Raw genomic sequence first — 17,260 nt, 5'->3', positions numbered from 1 at the left:
GGCCTAGCCGTATTTCTCGAGAGCGGTGGCAAAGATATCCGCATCGACATTGCCGCCCGAGGTCACCGCGATGACGTTGTCGCTTTCGAGGGCGTCACCATGGAAGAGCGCAGCGGCAAGCGCAACCGCCCCTCCGGGCTCGACGACGATCTTCAGCCGTTTGAATGCGAGCGCCATGGCGCGCAGTGCCTCTTCGTCGGTGACGACGATGCCCGCGCCTGCGAGCCTCTGCAGGATCGGGAAGGTGATCTTGCCGGGTTCCGGTGTCATGATCGCATCGCAGATCGTGCCCGTCATCGCCCAATTGCGTTCGATTCTGCCGGAGGCCAGTGAACGCGTGGTGTCGTCGAAGTCTTTCGGCTCGCAGGGCCGCACGGTGAAGCCCGGCGCACTTGCTTCGAGCGCCAGAGCGATGCCGGACGCCAGCCCGCCTCCGCCGCAGGGAACAAGGACTTCTGCCGACTTCACGCCTTCCTCTTCTGCCTGTTCGGCAATTTCAAGCCCGGTCGTGCCCTGGCCGGCAATCACCAGCGGCTCGTCGAAAGGCCTGATCAGAGTGAGGCCGCGCTCAGCCGAAAACCGGTCACCGATCGCATCGCGATCCCCATTTACGCGGTCGTAAAGCACCACTTCGGCACCGAAAGCGCGGGTATTGTCGATCTTCAGCGACGGCGCGTCGGACGGCATGATGATAACGGAGGGAATGCCGTGAAGCTTTGCGGCAAGGGCAACGCCCTGCGCGTGGTTGCCGGACGAAAAGGCGATAACGCCTTTCGCCCGCACTGTAGGATCAAGGCCGGAAACGGCCGACCAGCCGCCGCGGAACTTGAACGAGCCCGAATGCTGCAGACATTCCGCCTTCACGAAGACCTGCCTTCGGGCGATTTCGTTGAGGAATGGGGAGGAAAGAAGCGGCGTTCGCCGTGCATGGCCCCGGAGACGGGCGCGAGCGGCGACGATCATTTCAATGCTGGCCATTATGAGCTCTTTCGGCTGATGGTTCATCCATGAATATGATGCTCGCCTTCACTTGTGAACGGAGACTTTGTCACCGTGACACAAAAGCCGGCGATTTCGCATCAGCGGTGTCAGCCATGCCGCTGACGCGCCGCCGCCGGAAGTCGGTCGGGCTCGTGCCGGTCACGCGCAGGAACTCGCGATTGAAGTTCGATTTGCTGATGAAGCCGGAATCGAACATCACGCGCGTCACCGGTTCATCCGTCTTGATCAGTTGATCGCAGGCCGAACGGATGCGAAACTCATTGACATATTGCGAGACGCTGACGCCGTGGATGCGGTTGACGGCAATCGATACGCGGCGGGCAGGCAGGCTCATCTTTCGCGCAATGCGGTTAAGGTTGAGCTCGGGATCTCGATAGATCTCGCGGGATTGCATCAGTGCATCGAGAGAGGCGGCAACTGCGCCGTCCTCTTCCGTCGGCATTGGCGGCGGGGTGGGGGGTGTTTCCGGGCTCTGCTCCTGCGCCGGTTGGCCGCCGCTGGCAATGGACGCGGCACCCCCGAGAACCAGGAGCGTGATGACGTTGCCGAGCGCCACGATGGCACCGCCACGTGTGCCGCCGGTGCGGTCGAAGTCCAGGCTGATGTAAATGTCGGCGACCGCACCAGCAATGAGCGCCGCTGCGGTGATCAGAAGCGAACGATAAGAAAGTAGCGCGCCGTCCAGCCGCGACGCGATAAGTCCGTCCGGGCCATGGCGCGCGAGCCAGAGCAGGGCCGCTCCATAGCCAAGGAAGATGAGGATCAAGGCAACACCCATCGGCTCGCGCCAAAATACCAGCAGGGCGGCGATGAGAACCGCTGGAAGGGTATGAGGCCATAGGTGCGCGAATGAAAGCGGCCCTTCCAGCGTCAGGCTCCGGAAGCTGACCCAGGCGAGTGCGGCAATCATTGCTGCCAGAATGACTTGTGCCGGCATGATCGCGAGGACGTCGTAGCCCCAGCGAATTCCAATCAGTACGGACTGCAGCGCATAGATGCCGATGAGAAGCAGGAACGGCCGCTTTTCCGGCGCACGCCAGTCCTCCTGCCGTAGCAGGCGGATCTGGACGGTGAAGAGCAGCAGGGCAACGACGAAGGGAAGCGGAACAAAGATCATGAGGTGATGTCCGAATTCGATGGTTCGATATCAGCACGAGAATGGCCTCAATCGCAATTGCGGGCGACCCGGAACATGATTGAGGTCTCAACAAGGAGGACTGGAAAGCAACCTGATTGGCCGGTCATTTCGACGGCACCATCAAGGAGAAAGCGATGTCGATAGTCCTGTCCGGTCCCCTGTTTTTCATGATGCTGATATCCAGTTTCGCTGATGTGAGGCCGCTCGACGAGACCATTGATGTTTCCAGCATCCGCACCATCGTGATCATTGGCGATGCAAGCTCAATCAAGATCACGACGAAATCGGAGGAGCCCTATCGTGCAGCAACCAGCGGCCGCCGGAGCGGCTGGTTTTCATCCTGGTATTCGAGCTGGTTTTTCAATATCTGCAAGGACGAGAGCCAGGCAGAAATCGACGGAGCGACATTGACAATCGACGTAGCAATGTCGGCCTGGAGCGACATTGCCGATTGTTCGCCGGAAGTGTCGGCGAATGTCCCGCCTGGCAGCGCCGTGCGCATCGAGCAGCAGGTATTCGCGGCGAAACTGAACGGCGACTTCGCAAGTCTTGGCACAACGGGAAAGGCGGCGGACATCATGCTCGACGGCCACGCTTCCAGCGTCGAAATCTCCGGCGCCGCCGTTCGCGCTAACCTCACCTACGATACCGTCAAACACGACGAAAAGATCGAGATCGCCGCACAGTCGCTCGATGCCTATCTCGGATTCGGCAAGGATGTCCCAGTCGATTACACCGTAACCGCCAAGGCGTCCTGCATTGACAGCCTCGTTCCAAGCGTTCCGGGCGCCCGCCCGCTGGTGAACATCAAGGCAGATTATGTACGCGCCCTGATCCGGTAGGCGCTTAATAGCCGCTTGCCGAACCCTCGGTGGCGCGGCTATCCATCGCACCATAATAGCGCGCGCCGCCACCCTTCTCGATATCGGCAAGGCTCTTGCCGCCGACAAGGATGCCGGCCGCCTGGCCCCATTGGGGCGGACCACTGCCGTCATCGAAGCTGTAGCCCATGGCGGCGAGCGTCTTTATCGTATCCGGAGACAGGGTATAGGGTTCGAGATAGATCTTGTCCGGCTGCCATTGATGATGGATGCGCGGTGCATTGACGGCCTGGCTGATGTCCATGCCGAAATCGATGACGTTCAGGATCGCTTCCAGCGTGATGGTGATGATGCGCGAGCCGCCGGGGCTGCCGATCACCATGAAGGGCTTCCCGTCCCTGGAGATGATCGTCGGGCTCATGGAGGAGAGCGGCGTCTTCTTCGGCGCGATGGCGTTGGCCTCGCCCTGGACGAGCCCGTAGAGGTTCGGGACGCCCGGCTTCGAGGTGAAGTCGTCCATTTCGTTGTTGAGCAGGATGCCGGTGCCGGGGGCAACCACGCCGGCACCGAAGGAGCCGTTCAGCGTATAAGTGACGGCGACCGCGTTGCCCTCGTCGTCGACGATCGAATAATGGGTGGTTTCAACGCTTTCCTTGGCGCCGAGCGGCTTCAGGTTGTCGGATTTGCCAGCCTTGTAGGGATCGATCTTCTCGCGGATTTCCTTGGCATAGCCTTTGTCCAGAAGCCTCGAAACCGGGTTGTCGACGAAGTCCGGATCGCCAAGCGCGGCGTTGCGGTCGACGTAAGCGTGACGCATGGCCTCGACCATGGCGCGGACTGTCTCGGACGAACCATAACCCATGTAGGAAAGCGGATAGCCCTCCAGCACGTTCAAGATCTCGCAGATGATGACGCCACCCGAAGAGGGGGGCGGCGAGGAGACGATGTCGTAGCCACGGTAGTTGCATTCGACCGGCTTTAATTCGCGCACGCTGTATTGCTCGAAATCTTCCTTCGCGAGAACGCCGCCTTTCGCCTGGCTTGCCTTTACGATCGCCTCGGCCGGGGCGGCCTTGTAGAAGGCGTCCGCGCCCTTCTCGGAAATGCCGGACAGCACCGCGGCGAGTTCAGGCTGCACGAGCTTTTCTCCCGCGGAATAAGGTTTGCCATCCGGCTTCAGGAAGATCTTTGCGGCAGCTTCATCTTTTGCGAGGCGCTTTGCGCTTGAGGCGAAAGTCGCCGCGTCGCCCTGTTCCAACGTAAAGCCGTCCTTGGCAAAGCGGATCGCCGGCGCCAGCAACTCGGCGCGGGGTTTGGTGCCATATCGCTCGCGCGCCGTTTCGAATCCCATGACCGAGCCCGGTACGCCGACGGCGAGATAGCCGTCCAGGCTGGCACGCGGAACGATATCGCCTTTGGCATCGAGATACATGGTCTTGGTGGCGGCAAGCGGTGCGCGTTCACGAAAATCGAGGAAGGTCGTCTTGCCGTCCTTCAGCCGGATCGTCATGAAGCCGCCGCCACCGATATTGCCCGCCGTCGGATAGACGACTGCCAGCGCGTAGCCGACCGCCACTGCCGCATCCACGGCATTGCCGCCGCCCTTCAAAATTTCGACACCGACATCCGTCGCCAGATGCTGTGCGGTTACGACCATGCCATGTTCGGCTTCGACGGGCGCAGGCGAGGCGGCGAAAGCCGGCGCGAGCGGCAAGACGACAAAGGCAAAAGCGGTAAATAGCGAAATGGCTTTAATGCGCAAGCGGACCATCACTTCCCCTCCAAACCATCAAATTATTCGGAGGGATATGGTTTCGTTTTGGCGGTGCGCAAGTCCGCTCAGGCGGCAATTGCGCTGCCGCCTGACAGCCTTTCTTCGGCAACGCGCACGGCCGCCTCGAGATCGCGTGGCATTCCGGCGATACTTTCAAGTGCGGCGATGGCGACATCGGTCGCGAGATAGTCAGGCTTATGGCCGACGCCCTTGATCTTCAGCAGTTTGGAGCCGGCGATGTCGCGGGCAAGGCCCTGAGAATGCAGGTGCTCCCAGACGATGCCGTCGCTGTCGCCGGTGATGATGACGGTCGGCGCCGTGATGCGGGTATAGAACGGCGACTGCGCCTTCACATATTCAAGCAACCTGATGAAATCGGTGGCGTTGGCATGGAAGGTCTTCGGCCGCAACACCAGGGACGGCCCAGTCTTTGAGATGTAATCAGCCGGGCGTGGATTGGGCCGGAAGACATTGAGCGTAACCTGCTCCAGCCGCCACAGGCCCAGTGGCACGACAACAACTCGACTAAAGAGCCAGCCGATCAGCGGCACGGCTGCGATATGATAATACCAGTCGATGCCGCCCGGCCACGGATGCGTCGCGGGGGCAAGGAAGAGGAGACCGGCGGTCCTTTCCGGATGGCGCACGCCGAAGGCCGCGGCGATCGCACCGCCGAAGGAGTGACCGACGATGATCGCCTTTTCGATCCCGCGCTTTTCCATGAGCTTTGCGATCGCATCCGCTTGGCCGGAAGGAAAAGCGTTCTCCGGTCCTCCACGTTCTGAATAGCCATGTCCGGGACGGTCGACGAAGAGCATCTCCGCGCGCCCTTCGAGCGGCAGTAGGAAGGCGCCGATCTGGTCGAGCAGATTGCCGCTCGCGCCATGGATAAAGACCAGGGGCGGTAGGTCGGCGGTATCGGGGCGGGGGATGTGCACGGCGTTCATCCTGTAGCCGTCGATATCGGCCAGTTCGCCAATATTGGGAAATGCCTGTTCAAACTGCCGGGCTTTGTAAGACGAATAGCCGATTGCGGCAGCGATGGGGACGAGAATGGCGGAAATTTCGGCAAGCATGGCTTTGAACCGGCAACAGTTACGGCACCAATCCGTAAGATTGCGCATGCCGGTTCGGCGTCAAGATCAGGTCCGGCTTCCGGCGAGTTTTTCGGAGAGGGTATTCGCCTGCTGCTGCGCCGCGCGGTTTGCCGGGTAGACCTCCAGGAAGCGCTCCCAGGCTTTCAAGGTGAGTTGGTCATTGCCCGACATATTGAGAATCGTCGCCAATCCCGAGAGTGCACCGAAGTGGCGCGGCTCGAGATCGAGCACGTGCTCTATGTCGGACATCGACTTCCGGTAATTGCCCATGGCGTAATTCAGCGTTGCGCGGCGGTTCCAGCTTTCGGCGTAGTCAGGCTTCAGCGCAATCGCCTGATCGAGGAAATCAAGGGCTGCAGGATTGCGCTTTTCCTCGATCGCCTTGTCGGCCCACTGCATCAGCAAATTCACGGTGGCGCTGCCGGAATTATTCCACTCGATGCGGATTTCCTCCGCAATGCCGCTCGCCTTGTCCGGATCGCGCTCGCGCTTCAGCTGGGCATAGAGATTGTCGAGGTGCTGTTTCGGAGAGGTACTGGCATTCGGCTGCTCGACAATAACTTCCTTCTCCGCGGCAGCGGCAGGGAAAGCAGGAGCAAGGAAACCGAGAGCAAGCGGCAGAGCCACACAGGTCAAAGCAAAAAAGCGCATGGCGGACAATGTAGCCCGCCAGCGCCGAAGATCAAAGAAAATTTGATGTGATCACCGCAGCGACCCTACCGGAAAAGCCTGCAGCACGCAGGCGTAATCCAGCTCACGCTATGATCAGCCCTGACGAGCCTTGTAGCGCGGGTTGAGCTTATTGATGATGTAGATGCGGCCCTTGCGGCGAACCAGACGGTTGTCACGGTGGCGAGCCTTGAGCGACTTGAGCGAATTCTTGATCTTCATTTTTCTGATCCGCGATCTCTGTGGGGGAATTTCACATTCGCCCGTATCTTTTAAACAATCAAAAAGCGCGTCTGCGCGCGCTCTTTAGGTTGGGCGTGCAGATAACCCGGCCTCATGTCTGTGTCAACCACATGAAGGCTTTTTCTCGGGCAAAAACCTAGGCTTTGCCCGTCAGTACCGTCACATGGCCCATCTTGCGGCCGGGGCGGGATTCGGTCTTGCCATAGAGGTGGACAAACGTATCGCGGCGTTTCAGCCATTCCGGCAGGCTCAAGATATCGTCACCGATCAGGTTCTGCATCACGCATTCGGAATGACGCTCTACGTTGCCGAGCGGCAGGCCGCCGACGGCACGGATGTGCTGCTCGAACTGCGAGACAACGCAAGCTGCCTCGGTCCAGTGGCCGGAGTTGTGGACGCGCGGGGCCATCTCGTTGGCGATCAGGCTGCCGTCTGCGAGAACGAAGAATTCGATGCCGATGACGCCGACATAGCCGAGCGAGGAGAGGATTGCTTCTGCCGCCTGGTGTGCAGCCGCAGCCGTCGCCTTAGAGATCGACGCGGGCACCGTCGATGTGTGCAGAATGCCGTTGCGATGCACATTTTCCGCCGGATCGAAGGCGACGACGGTGCCGCTCGCCGCGCGGGCGGCGATGACCGAAATCTCGCGCTCGAAGGTTACGAAGCTCTCCAGAATCAGCGGCACGCCGCCGAGGCCGGCATAGACGCCTTCTGCGCCGTCGGCGGCGGAACGGAATACCTTCTGGCCTTTGCCGTCATAGCCGAGGCGGCGCGTCTTGAGCACGCCCTGGCCGCCGAAGGCCTTCAGGGCCGTGTCAAGCTCGCTTTGGCTGTCGACGGCGTGAAAGCGCGCGGTCGGGATGCTGCATTCATTGATGAAGCGCTTTTCGACAAGACGGTCTTGTGCCACTTCCAACGCCTTAGGCGGGGGGTAGACGGGAACATCTCTTGCCAGGGCCTTAGCCGCGGAAACCGGCACATTCTCGAACTCGTAGGTCACGACGTCACAGACCTTTGCAAGTTCAGCCAGCGCGGCGGGATCGTCATAGGCCGCAACGATCTGGCGGTTGGCGGTCTGTGCGGCGGGACAATCGGCCTGCGGTTCCAGGATGATTGTGCGGAAGTTCAGCCGTGCTGCGGCCATCGCAAGCATGCGGCCGAGCTGGCCGCCACCGATGATGCCGATCGTCTTTGCCGTCATAGGTTGTCCATGGGATATTCGGCAATCGAGGCGCTTTGCCGTTCGCGATATTCATCGAGGCGCTCGGCGATATCCTCGTCCGAAAGCGCAAGAACGGCGGCGGCCAAGAGTGCTGCGTTGATTGCACCTGCCTTGCCGATCGCAAGAGTGCCGACCGGAATGCCACCCGGCATCTGGACGATGGAAAGAAGGCTGTCCTGGCCGGACATCGTCTTTGACTGGACGGGAACGCCGAAAACCGGAAGCGGCGTCAGCGCGGCCGTCATGCCGGGAAGGTGGGCGGCACCGCCCGCACCGGCGATGATCACCTTGAAGCCCTCGTCGCGCGCGGTCTTGGCAAAATTCACCATGCGCTCGGGCGTCCGATGCGCCGAAATAATGCGCGCTTCATAAGGAATTTCCAGCGCCTCCAGCGTGTCGGCGGCGTTTTTCATGGTCTCCCAGTCGGACTGGCTGCCCATGATGATTGCGACGGGCGGTCTGTCTGTCAGCGTCAACGGCATTACCCTTTCAGGCGATGATATCCGGAATGATCTGGTCTTCCAGCTTAGTCAGCTTGTCCTTGATGGCGAGCTTCTTCTTTTTCATGCGCTGGATGCGCAGCGCGTCGCATCCCATGGCAATCATGGCGTTGATCGCGGCGTCGTAATCCTCGTGCTCCTGGCGCAAGCGCGCTGCCATGAGCCTGATTTCCGCCTGTTCCTGATCGGCCATTCGTATTCCCCATTATCGTCTTCGGACGTTGTCCGGCCTGCCGATGATTTCCGCAAGCTCCTATCACCAAATAGCGGCAGCGGCTAGTTGGTGCTGAACATGAATTTGCCATGGACTGAGCACGTTTTCGCCTTCGACAAGGATGTAAAAATATGTCACATTCCAAAAGTTGACGCCTAGAACTCCAGCGATGGATGGCTGGGGAAGGCAAGAGGAAGGAAGGGTCAAATGACTGTTCAAGCTCATCTTGAGTCACTCGAAAAAAAGCATGTAGCTCTTGAGGAGGAGTTACATTCGCTGATGGCATCTCCCTCCAGAAAAGACACCGACATTGCGGATTGCAAGCGCAGAAAGCTGCGCATCAAAGACGAAATCCAACGTCTGAAATCATCCGTTCACTAAGCGATAATGCCGATTGCCGGCGCGCTGATCCTGCAGCATAAAGAGGATAAAATCCAATCTTTCAAATGGGTTAGTTATAACCGGCGATTTTTGAGAAAAATCATGCGCCAGTCCCAAACAGTGCGGAGTTGGGCTGGCGCATTTCTTTTGGACGAAGGCTTCACGCCCAGAATTGATCAAGCCACAGATTGAGTTTGTCGAAGCCGCGGTTGTTGACCGCATAGATGCGCCTGGTGCCTTCGGAGGTTACCGACACGAGGTTGCTGTCGAGCAGCGCCTTCAGATGCTGCGAGACTGCCGGCCGGCTGATCGGCAGGCTTTCGGCGAGCTCGTTGACCGTTCGCGGCGCGCGCCGCAACTGCTCCAGCAGGAACCGCCGGTTCGGATCTGATATCGCGGCGAAAGGGTCGGTGGTCGACATGGCGAAAAGCTACGTCAAAGGCAGCTTCCGGGCAAGGAAATTGTGCGCCGCAACCGAGCGGCGCTCGCCGGCGTCAGGACCTAGAATCCAAGCCCTTCGTGAATGATCAGAAGCGCTGCGATCAGTGCCATCGCATACATGAACGGATAGAATATCTCCGGCTTCATGCGCTTAACGCACCAGGCGCCAGCAATGGTCGCAAACGGGGCGAAAGGCAGCAATGTCGCCGATGTCACGAGATTCTTGGTATCGAGCTGGCCGAGCGCAAAATAAGGAATGAGTTTCACCGCGTTCAGGATGGCAAAGAAACGTACGCCGGTGCCGGTGAATTCGCGTGGCGGCAGTTTCAAGGGCAGGGCGTAGATCTGAAACGGAGCGCCACCGGCATGGGCGACGAAACTGCCATAGCCGGAAAGCGTGCCCCAGGCGCTCGCAAGCAAGGGACGCTGGCCGCGCGGCAGGGCGACCTCTCCTGCACCGGGGCCTAAACTGTTCCAGAAATAGCGGGCGCAGAAGAGTACAGTGACTGCACCGATCACCACGCGCAAGACATTGCCGGGCACCAGTGCGGATGTCGCCCAGCCGAGCGCAATGCCGAAGAGGGCACCGGGCAGCATGATCTTCAGCGTCGTCCAGTCGCCGTGCTTGCGCCAGACAACAAGCGAGATCATGTCCATGAAGATCAGGATCGGCAGCAGGATGGCGGCTGCTTCGACAGGCGAGACAACCAGGGCTAAAATAGGGACGCCGATCAAGGCCAGTGCGTCGCCCATGCCGCCCTTGGCGAGGCCGACGAGCAGCACGGCCGGCACCGCGGCATAAAAGAATGACAGTTCCGGCAGCATGCTTTTCAAGTCCTCCCCTTGCCAGCCCCGTCTAACGGAATTACTCACACAAAACGAGTGTGGATTTGACGCCTACTGGCGATATCCGCTGAAAATGGAAAGAGTTCATGACCGGACCGGAAAACCGCTGCCGCCTTGTCCTGATCGTCCCGGACATCGCGGATGCCGACGAGCAGGCAAATATTGTCGCCGACGCGCTGAAGGGCGGCGACGTTGCCTCGGTGATCGTGCCGCAATACGGGCTCGATGCCGGCGCGTTTCAAAAACATGCCGAGAAACTTGTTCCGATCATCCAGAATGCAGGGGCAGCGGCGCTGATTGCGGGCGACAGCCGTGTCGCTGGGCGCTCGAAAGCAGACGGTTTGCATTTGACAGGCTCAGCCGCCGAGATTGCCGAGGCGATCGACAAACATGCCGGCAAGCTGATCATCGGCGGCGGTAAAGCGACCGACCGCCACTCGGCTTTGGAGATCGGCGAGGCGCGGCCGGACTATATTTTCTTCGGCAAACTCGATGGCGACATCAAGCCGGAGGCGCATCCGAAGAACGTGGCGCTCGGTGAATGGTGGGCCTCGATGATCGAAATTCCCTGCATCGTCATGGGCGGGATCGATCCGGCTTCTGCTCTTGTCGTCGCCGAATCCGGTGCCGAGTTCGTGGCATTGCGCCTGGCGGTGTTTGGCGAGCCGGGGCTGGCCCCGTCGGTCGTCGCTCGGGTCAACGCACTTCTTGACGAAAAAGCGCCACGGTTTGGGGATTGATATCGCGGCCATGCCGATCCTCTCCGCCAGTTTGCGCCGATCCCTCCTGTCTGCCGCCGTTTTCGCGGCTGTTTTGCCGAATGGCGCTTCGGCGCAGACGGTCGACAACGTCGTGACACGTCCGCTGGGTTCGCAAGCCGAGCCGTTCAAGACCAACCGGCCGGCGGAAGGAGCGCAGCCCTCGACCGGTCTCGGCGTGCTGGATCGCATGGGCGCCAAACTGCCCGACCTGCCGCCGGAGAAGGATTACAAAGGGCCTATCGATACGGCTTACGGCGCCTATCAGCGCGGTTACTACCTGACGGCAATGCAGCTGGCGCTGCCGCGCGCGCAGCTCGGGGATCCGGCAGCGCAGACGCTCATTGCGGAAATGCAGTATGCCGGGCTCGGTGTTCGCCGCGATCTGAAGAGCGCGGCATTTTGGTACGGCAAGGCCGCCGAAGGCGGCGATGCGGCGGCGATGTTCAAATATTCGCTGATCCTGATGGCGGGAGAGCTCGTGCCGCGCGACAAGGCTAAGGCGGACGATTACATGCGCCGGGCGGCCGACGGCGGCAATCCTTCAGCGCAATTCAATTGGGGGCAGTTGCTGACGACCGATCATCCCGGCCCCGAAGGGCTGAAGCTCGCGCTTCCCTACTATGAGAAGTCCGCCCAGCAGGGCATTGCCGACGCCCAATATGCCGTGGCGCAAATCTATTCCGTGCTTGCCGATCTGCCGAAGCAGAAAAAGAAGCTGGCGCGCGAATGGCTCGCCCGCGCAGCGCGCGCAGGTTACGACACCGCGCAGCTCGATCTCGGCGTCTGGCTCGTCAATGGCACAAACGGACCGCGGGACTTCGTGAAGGGCTTTCAGTGGATGAAGCTCGCTGCCAATCGCGGTAACGTCGCGGCGCAGAACAAGCTCGCACATCTTTATATCGGTGCGCTCGGCACCAAGCCGGACCCGGTCGAAGCGGCGAAATGGTACGTGCTCTCCCGCCGGGCAGGGTTACCCGATCCGGAGCTTGAGGATTTCTATCTCGGCATCGAGGACACTCAGCAAAAGCAGGCGATCGACCGGGCCAACAAGTTCCGCCGCCTGCCCTGAGGTTCACAAACAGAGCGTCGGCGAAGCCTTCGGTGCCGGTGATCTCTTTCAGCGTCTGCAACGCTCTCCCCTTGAAATTTGCCTGATTTTGTGGTCTTGAGGCCGCCATCTAATTAAGAGCGCTGCCCTTTCCGGCGATCAGGGACCTTCCCCGCCCTGACAGCGCACCCCGTACCAGTTCCAAGGAAAATGCCCCAATGGCCCGTTCTGCTCTTCTCAATGTCATGGTTCAGGCTGCCGTCAAGGCAGGAAAGTCGCTGGGGCGTGATTTCGGGGAAGTCCAGAACCTGCAGGTCTCGGTAAAGGGGCCTGGCGATTTTGTTTCCAATGCTGACCGGAAAGCTGAAAAGATCGTCAGGGACGAGCTCCTGAAGGCGCGTCCGACTTATGGGTTCCTTGGAGAGGAGAGCGAAGAGATCAAGGGCACGGACGGTGCGCACCGCTGGATCGTCGATCCGCTCGATGGCACGACCAACTTCCTGCATGGGATTCCGACGTTTGCCGTGTCGATCGCACTTGAGCGCAATGGCGAAGTCGTTGCGGGCGTTGTCTTCAATCCGGCGATGGACGAGCTCTATACTGCCGAGCGCGGTGGCGGCGCCTTCTTGAACGACCGCCGGCTGCGCGTCGGTGCGCGCCGCGTTCTTTCGGATTCCGTCATCGGCTGCGGCGTGCCGCATCTCGGCCGCGGCAACCACGGCAAGTTCCTCGTCGAGCTTCGTCATGTGATGGGCGAAGTGGCCGGCATCCGCCGCATGGGCGCTGCCTCGCTCGATCTCGCTTATGTTGCGGCTGGCCGCTTCGACGGCTTTTGGGAAATGGGATTGTCGCCCTGGGATATGGCAGCCGGCATCCTGCTTATCCGCGAAGCTGGCGGTTATGCGACCGATTGGAACGGCGGCACGGATATCCTCGATGGCGGCGCCATCGTCGCCGGCAATGAATATATTCACAAGGCGCTAATCGAGACCATCAAGCGCCCCATCCCTGCGAAGTGAGACACGTCGGAAACCGACTATTGTAAAGACACGGTTTTCTCTGCCCGCGCACTTCAATTCGGCACAATGTTGATCTAGTCTTCGGTTGCAAGCAATCCGGAGGGCTGCGCAACCATGGAAAATGTGAATGCGGCGGAGTTCGGCTCGACCGAAAAACCGAGCAGCAACTATGTCTATAAACTCTCCAGCCCGATGCCGTTCCTCTGGACGATGCTCCTGTTCCTGGTCATCGTCGGCTTCATCGCCGCCATCCTTTTCCGGCAGACGCAGACAGCGTTCATGCACAATCCGGGCCTCAACGGCCTCATCGTCGGCGTGCTTGCGGTCGGCATCATCCTGGTCTTCAGCCATGTGCTGGCGCTTCGTCCGGAAGTGCGCTGGTTCAATTCCTTTCGCGCAGCCGGCAGTGCGGACAAGGTAAACCGCAATCCGAGACTGCTTGCCCCCATGCGGGCACTGATCGGCAACCGTAAGTCGACGGCGACGCTTTCGACGACCGCGCTACGCTCTATTCTGGATTCGATCGCCACCCGCCTCGATGAATCGCGTGATACGTCGCGTTACCTCATCGGCCTTCTCGTCTTCCTCGGTCTTCTCGGCACCTTCTGGGGTCTCATCGGCACGATCGGCTCGATCAGCGGCGTCATTCAGTCGCTGGATGCAGGCTCGAACGGCACCGGCGACGTGCTGACCACGCTCAAAGAAGGTCTGTCCTTGCCGCTTTCCGGTATGGGTCAAGCCTTCTCGTCTTCGCTGCTCGGCCTTTCCGGGTCGCTCATTCTCGGCTTCCTCGATCTTCAGGCCGGCCGGGCGCAGACTCGCTTCTACACGGAACTCGAAAACTGGCTTTCCTCGGTGACCGATGTCGGGTCGGATATTGCCGTTCCAGCGCTCGACTCGGGTACGTCTTCCGAGGACCTTCGCGCGATGTCGGACTATCTGAAGAAGGTTGCCGAAGAAGGCGGAGCCGGCAGCCAGCGCTCGGTTGCCGCGATGGCGAGCCTTGCCGAAGGCATCCAGGGTCTCGTCAAGAACATGCGCAACGAACAGCAGATGCTGCGCGACTGGATCGAAGCGCAGCAGGACGAGGCAAAGGCCATGCGTCGCACGCTCGATCGGCTGGCCGAACGCATCGGCGCGCAGGAAAAGCAGAGTGGCGCCGAGAGAAGCCACCGCGTCAGCCAGACCGAGAAGAGCGAGGGCAAGTAAGCCATGGCGCTCGCCCGAAATCGCCGCCGCCACGGCGAAATGAACTACTGGCCGGGTTTCGTCGACGCACTGTCGACGCTGTTGATCGCCATCATGTTCCTGCTGACGGTCTTCGTCGTAGGCCAGTTCATTCTCAGCCGCGAGATTTCCGGTCGCGACGAAGTACTGACCCGCCTCAACAGCCAGATCAACGAACTTACGCAGTTGCTCGCGCTAGAGAAGGGCAGCAAGCAGGATCTCGAGGATTCCGTTGCCAATCTGCAGGCATCTCTCGCGACCGCTGAAGGTGATCGCTCGCGGCTGCAGGCATTGCTCGATGCCGGTTCCGGCGGAAAGGATGCGGCGCAACAGCGCATCGGCGGCCTGACAAAGGAACTCGACGAACAGAAGCAGTTAAGCGACCGGGCGCTCAGCCAGGTCGAAATTCTCAACCAGCAGATTGCGGCCCTGCGCAGCCAGATTGCAGCCGTCGAGGCGGCGCTTCAGGCATCGGAGCAGAAGGACCAGAGTTCGCAGGCGAAGATCGCCGATCTGGGCCGGCGGCTGAATGTCGCGCTGGCACAGCGGGTTCAGGAACTCAATCGCTACCGCTCCGACTTCTTCGGCCGCCTGCGCGAGATCCTGTCCGACCGCGAAAACATCCGCATCGTCGGCGACCGTTTCGTCTTCCAGTCAGAGGTTCTGTTTTCTTCCGGCAGTTCCGATCTCAATCCTGAAGGCACGACGGAGATGACGAAACTGGCCACTGCGCTGCTTGATCTTTCCAGGGAAATACCGCCGGAAATCAACTGGGTGCTCCGGGTCGACGGCCATACCGACAATGTGGCGCTTTCCGGGGCCGGCCGCTTTCGCGACAACTGGGAGCTTTCCTCGGCGCGTGCCATCTCCGTCGTCAAATACCTGATTTCGCAGGGCGTGCCTTCCGACCGCCTCGTTGCGGCAGGTTTTGGCGAATTCCAGCCGATCGCGCCCGGCGATACTCCAGAAGCCCGCGCCACCAACCGCCGCATCGAGCTCAAGCTGACCGAGAAATAGTCGCTGCAGGACAGGCCTGCCCTTTCCAGCCGCAAGGGGCGGGGGGCCCCACCAAGGGCTCGGCCACCCATTCAAAATCATCAAATGAAAAATTCGCGATGGGAAATCCTGCGGTTGCATTGACGTTTACGTATGCGTAATTTCATTCCGATGGATGCGGGGAGGCGTTCGGGATGGAATATGACGTGCTGGTCGTTGGTGCAGGTCTTGCCGGGCTTGTTGCCGCGGCGGAAGCCGCAGATCGGGGGCGCAAGGTCTGCATTCTCGATCAGGAGGGCGAACAGAGCCTCGGCGGGCAGGCCTTCTGGTCGCTGGGCGGCCTTTTTTTCGTCGATAGTCCCGAGCAGCGCCGCCTGGGCATTCGCGACAGCCTCGAGCTTGCCAGGCAGGATTGGGCGGGTTCGGCTGGCTTCGACCGGCTCGAGGATTACTGGCCGCGGCTTTGGGCGGATGCCTATCTCGATTTTGCGGCGGGCGAGAAACGCTCCTTTCTGCATCAACAGGGCATGCGCTGGTTTCCTGTCGTCGGTTGGGCGGAGCGCGGCGGTGGCATGGCGCATGGTCACGGCAATTCCGTGCCGCGCTTCCATCTGACCTGGGGCACGGGGCCCGCCGTGCTTACACCATTTATCCGGCGCGTTCGGGAGGCAGAGGCGAGAGGCCGCATCACATTTGCCTTCCGCCACTGTGTGGACGAGCTCATAGTCGAAAATGGCGCCGTCTGCGGCGTGCAGGGGACAATCCTCGAGCCCGATGCCGCGCCGCGTGGCAAGGCAACGGTTCGCATGGCTGCCGGAACATTCGAATTCCGCGCGGGCGCCGTCATCGTCGCCTCCGGCGGCATCGGCGGCGACCACGATCTCGTGCGCCGGAACTGGCCGGCGGAGCGTCTTGGTCCTCCGCCTGCGTCGATGGTTGCGGGCGTTCCCGCCCATGTCGACGGCCGGATGTTGGCAATCGGCAAGCGTGCCGGCGCGAGCATCATCAACAGCGACCGCATGTGGCACTATACGGAAGGCCTGAGGAACTGGGATCCGATCTGGGCGAACCACGGCATCCGCATCCTTCCCGGTCCGTCGTCCTTCTGGTGCGATGCCGACGGAAACCGTTTCGCCCCGCCGGCGATGCCGGGCTTTGACACGCTTGCCACCTTGAAGGCGATCCGCACCAGCGGGCATGATTATAGCTGGTTCATTCTCACCAAGGCGATCATCAAGAAAGAGTTCGCGCTTTCGGGTTCGGAGCAGAACCCCGACATCACCGGTAAGGATATCCCGTTGCTTTTGAAACGGCTCGGCAAGAACCCGCCCGGGCCGGTGCAAGCCTTCATGGAGAAGGGCGAAGATTTCATCGTCCGCAAGACGCTCGAAGAACTGGTCGAAAGCATGAATGCGCTGACTGGAGAAAACCGGATCGACACTGCGCATGTGCGTGGGCAGATCGAAGCGCGCGACCGGGAAATCGACAATGCCTATTCCAAGGATGCACAGGTAACTGCCATTCGCGGAACCCGAAATTATATTGGCGACAAGCTGTTGCGGACGGCAAAGCCGCACCGGCTGCTGGATACCAAGGCAGGGCCGTTGATCGCCGTGCGGCTGCATGTCCTGACGCGAAAGTCGCTGGGCGGTCTGCAGACGGATCTTTCGGCGCGGGTGATCAGTATGAATGGAGATGCGGTGCCGGGTCTCTATGCCGCCGGTGAGGTCGCCGGTTTCGGCGGAGGCGGCATGCACGGCTACAAAGCGCTCGAAGGAACCTTTCTCGGCGGTTGCATTTTTTCGGGCCGGGTGGCGGGAAGAGCCGTATGAGGCGGCGCCTTTCGAGCGCCGCCAGTCTG

Annotated in this window: 19 protein-coding genes; 8 read left to right on the top strand and 11 right to left on the bottom strand. The window is 60.6% G+C overall.

Annotated features, from left to right (window positions below; genetic code table 11):
- Positions 1 to 3: 3 nt before the first annotated feature.
- Together BLP23_RS21745 and BLP23_RS21740 are read right to left on the bottom strand one after the other, a co-directional pair.
- Complete coding sequence (locus BLP23_RS21745; RefSeq protein WP_092587054.1) at positions 4 to 978, bottom strand: threonine ammonia-lyase; 975 nt, start codon at positions 976 to 978, stop codon at positions 4 to 6.
- A gap of 70 nt (positions 979 to 1,048) precedes the next feature.
- Positions 1,049 to 2,119, bottom strand: coding sequence for a helix-turn-helix domain-containing protein (locus tag BLP23_RS21740; protein ID WP_092586877.1), 1,071 nt, complete (start codon positions 2,117 to 2,119; stop codon positions 1,049 to 1,051).
- 155 nt (positions 2,120 to 2,274) lie between these two features.
- Between BLP23_RS21740 and BLP23_RS21735 the strand changes: the two genes are divergently transcribed.
- Positions 2,275 to 2,982 carry a hypothetical protein gene (locus tag BLP23_RS21735; RefSeq protein WP_092587053.1) on the top strand — a complete coding sequence of 236 codons (708 nt, stop codon included), beginning with the start codon at positions 2,275 to 2,277 and terminating at the stop codon, positions 2,980 to 2,982.
- A 4-nt stretch (positions 2,983 to 2,986) separates the two neighbouring features.
- On the opposite strand, the gene ggt is transcribed toward BLP23_RS21735, so the two are convergent.
- From ggt to BLP23_RS21700, 7 genes are all read right to left on the bottom strand, one after another.
- A complete protein-coding gene (gene ggt, locus BLP23_RS21730; RefSeq protein WP_092586876.1) occupies positions 2,987 to 4,732 on the bottom strand; it encodes a gamma-glutamyltransferase in 1,746 nt (581 codons plus the stop codon).
- Between the two features lie 68 nt (positions 4,733 to 4,800).
- Positions 4,801 to 5,811 (bottom strand): alpha/beta hydrolase, encoded by a 1,011-nt coding sequence (locus BLP23_RS21725; protein ID WP_092586875.1) that lies wholly within the window; start codon positions 5,809 to 5,811, stop codon positions 4,801 to 4,803.
- Between the two features lie 66 nt (positions 5,812 to 5,877).
- On the bottom strand, positions 5,878 to 6,492 hold the full coding sequence (locus tag BLP23_RS21720; protein ID WP_092586874.1) for a tetratricopeptide repeat protein: 615 nt from the start codon (positions 6,490 to 6,492) through the stop codon (positions 5,878 to 5,880).
- A gap of 105 nt (positions 6,493 to 6,597) precedes the next feature.
- On the bottom strand, positions 6,598 to 6,723 hold the full coding sequence (gene ykgO, locus BLP23_RS21715; protein ID WP_003582204.1) for a type B 50S ribosomal protein L36: 126 nt from the start codon (positions 6,721 to 6,723) through the stop codon (positions 6,598 to 6,600).
- Between the two features lie 157 nt (positions 6,724 to 6,880).
- Positions 6,881 to 7,945, bottom strand: coding sequence for a 5-(carboxyamino)imidazole ribonucleotide synthase (locus tag BLP23_RS21710; protein WP_092586873.1), 1,065 nt, complete (start codon positions 7,943 to 7,945; stop codon positions 6,881 to 6,883).
- Positions 7,942 to 8,436, bottom strand: coding sequence for a 5-(carboxyamino)imidazole ribonucleotide mutase (gene purE, locus BLP23_RS21705; protein WP_028739727.1), 495 nt, complete (start codon positions 8,434 to 8,436; stop codon positions 7,942 to 7,944). Before purE ends, BLP23_RS21710 begins: the two co-directional genes overlap by 4 nt.
- A gap of 19 nt (positions 8,437 to 8,455) precedes the next feature.
- Positions 8,456 to 8,659: a YdcH family protein gene (locus BLP23_RS21700; RefSeq protein WP_027508067.1), complete on the bottom strand. Its 204-nt coding sequence runs from the start codon at positions 8,657 to 8,659 to the stop codon at positions 8,456 to 8,458.
- A gap of 228 nt (positions 8,660 to 8,887) precedes the next feature.
- On the opposite strand from BLP23_RS21700, the gene BLP23_RS21695 reads away from it, so the two are divergent.
- Positions 8,888 to 9,061, top strand: coding sequence for a YdcH family protein (locus BLP23_RS21695; RefSeq protein ID WP_022715810.1), 174 nt, complete (start codon positions 8,888 to 8,890; stop codon positions 9,059 to 9,061).
- 160 nt (positions 9,062 to 9,221) lie between these two features.
- Here BLP23_RS21695 and BLP23_RS21690 read toward each other — a convergent pair whose 3' ends face one another.
- The gene (locus BLP23_RS21690; RefSeq protein ID WP_022715809.1) at positions 9,222 to 9,482 is read right to left on the bottom strand and encodes an ArsR/SmtB family transcription factor; all 261 of its coding nucleotides are present in this window, start codon (positions 9,480 to 9,482) and stop codon (positions 9,222 to 9,224) included.
- An 80-nt stretch (positions 9,483 to 9,562) separates the two neighbouring features.
- Positions 9,563 to 10,327, bottom strand: a complete 765-nt coding sequence (locus BLP23_RS21685; RefSeq protein WP_092586871.1) for a sulfite exporter TauE/SafE family protein — start codon at positions 10,325 to 10,327, stop codon at positions 9,563 to 9,565.
- A gap of 107 nt (positions 10,328 to 10,434) precedes the next feature.
- Here BLP23_RS21685 and BLP23_RS21680 point away from each other — a divergent pair, with 107 nt between their 5' ends.
- The 6 genes from BLP23_RS21680 to BLP23_RS21655 all read left to right on the top strand — a co-directional run bounded on the left by BLP23_RS21680 (position 10,435) and on the right by BLP23_RS21655 (position 17,231).
- On the top strand, positions 10,435 to 11,088 hold the full coding sequence (locus tag BLP23_RS21680) for a thiamine phosphate synthase (protein ID WP_092586870.1): 654 nt from the start codon (positions 10,435 to 10,437) through the stop codon (positions 11,086 to 11,088).
- A gap of 10 nt (positions 11,089 to 11,098) precedes the next feature.
- The gene (locus BLP23_RS21675) at positions 11,099 to 12,178 is read left to right on the top strand and encodes a tetratricopeptide repeat protein (protein ID WP_092587052.1); all 1,080 of its coding nucleotides are present in this window, start codon (positions 11,099 to 11,101) and stop codon (positions 12,176 to 12,178) included.
- Positions 12,179 to 12,375: 197 nt separating this feature from the next.
- Positions 12,376 to 13,176: an inositol monophosphatase family protein gene (locus tag BLP23_RS21670; protein WP_022715806.1), complete on the top strand. Its 801-nt coding sequence runs from the start codon at positions 12,376 to 12,378 to the stop codon at positions 13,174 to 13,176.
- Between the two features lie 114 nt (positions 13,177 to 13,290).
- Positions 13,291 to 14,385, top strand: coding sequence for a flagellar motor protein MotA (locus BLP23_RS21665; RefSeq protein ID WP_092586869.1), 1,095 nt, complete (start codon positions 13,291 to 13,293; stop codon positions 14,383 to 14,385).
- A 3-nt stretch (positions 14,386 to 14,388) separates the two neighbouring features.
- Positions 14,389 to 15,420 (top strand): peptidoglycan -binding protein, encoded by a 1,032-nt coding sequence (locus tag BLP23_RS21660; RefSeq protein WP_092586868.1) that lies wholly within the window; start codon positions 14,389 to 14,391, stop codon positions 15,418 to 15,420.
- 173 nt (positions 15,421 to 15,593) lie between these two features.
- Complete coding sequence (locus tag BLP23_RS21655) at positions 15,594 to 17,231, top strand: FAD-binding dehydrogenase (protein WP_092586867.1); 1,638 nt, start codon at positions 15,594 to 15,596, stop codon at positions 17,229 to 17,231.
- The last annotated feature ends 29 nt before the right edge of the window (positions 17,232 to 17,260 follow it).

Origin of the sequence: Rhizobium mongolense subsp. loessense (genome assembly GCF_900099775.1) — a bacterium.
Taxonomy (GTDB): domain Bacteria; phylum Pseudomonadota; class Alphaproteobacteria; order Rhizobiales; family Rhizobiaceae; genus Rhizobium; species Rhizobium loessense.
Note: the sequence above shows the minus strand (reverse complement) of the source record. Positions and strands in the feature narration are given on the sequence as shown.

Excerpts from the sequence above, each read along its gene's own strand:
- BLP23_RS21745 (WP_092587054.1), bottom strand. The coding sequence starts at position 978 with ATGGCCAGCATTGAAATGATCGTCGCCGCTCGCGCCCGTCTCCGGGGC.
- BLP23_RS21740 (WP_092586877.1), bottom strand. The coding sequence starts at position 2,119 with ATGATCTTTGTTCCGCTTCCCTTCGTCGTTGCCCTGCTGCTCTTCACC.
- BLP23_RS21735 (WP_092587053.1), top strand. The coding sequence starts at position 2,275 with ATGTCGATAGTCCTGTCCGGTCCCCTGTTTTTCATGATGCTGATATCC.
- ggt (WP_092586876.1), bottom strand. The coding sequence starts at position 4,732 with ATGGTCCGCTTGCGCATTAAAGCCATTTCGCTATTTACCGCTTTTGCC.
- BLP23_RS21725 (WP_092586875.1), bottom strand. The coding sequence starts at position 5,811 with ATGCTTGCCGAAATTTCCGCCATTCTCGTCCCCATCGCTGCCGCAATC.
- ykgO (WP_003582204.1), bottom strand. The coding sequence starts at position 6,723 with ATGAAGATCAAGAATTCGCTCAAGTCGCTCAAGGCTCGCCACCGTGAC.
- BLP23_RS21710 (WP_092586873.1), bottom strand. The coding sequence starts at position 7,945 with ATGACGGCAAAGACGATCGGCATCATCGGTGGCGGCCAGCTCGGCCGC.
- BLP23_RS21700 (WP_027508067.1), bottom strand. The coding sequence starts at position 8,659 with ATGGCCGATCAGGAACAGGCGGAAATCAGGCTCATGGCAGCGCGCTTG.
- BLP23_RS21695 (WP_022715810.1), top strand. The coding sequence starts at position 8,888 with ATGACTGTTCAAGCTCATCTTGAGTCACTCGAAAAAAAGCATGTAGCT.
- BLP23_RS21690 (WP_022715809.1), bottom strand. The coding sequence starts at position 9,482 with ATGTCGACCACCGACCCTTTCGCCGCGATATCAGATCCGAACCGGCGG.
- BLP23_RS21685 (WP_092586871.1), bottom strand. The coding sequence starts at position 10,327 with ATGCTGCCGGAACTGTCATTCTTTTATGCCGCGGTGCCGGCCGTGCTG.
- BLP23_RS21680 (WP_092586870.1), top strand. The coding sequence starts at position 10,435 with ATGACCGGACCGGAAAACCGCTGCCGCCTTGTCCTGATCGTCCCGGAC.
- BLP23_RS21675 (WP_092587052.1), top strand. The coding sequence starts at position 11,099 with ATGCCGATCCTCTCCGCCAGTTTGCGCCGATCCCTCCTGTCTGCCGCC.
- BLP23_RS21670 (WP_022715806.1), top strand. The coding sequence starts at position 12,376 with ATGGCCCGTTCTGCTCTTCTCAATGTCATGGTTCAGGCTGCCGTCAAG.
- BLP23_RS21665 (WP_092586869.1), top strand. The coding sequence starts at position 13,291 with ATGGAAAATGTGAATGCGGCGGAGTTCGGCTCGACCGAAAAACCGAGC.
- BLP23_RS21660 (WP_092586868.1), top strand. The coding sequence starts at position 14,389 with ATGGCGCTCGCCCGAAATCGCCGCCGCCACGGCGAAATGAACTACTGG.
- BLP23_RS21655 (WP_092586867.1), top strand. The coding sequence starts at position 15,594 with ATGGAATATGACGTGCTGGTCGTTGGTGCAGGTCTTGCCGGGCTTGTT.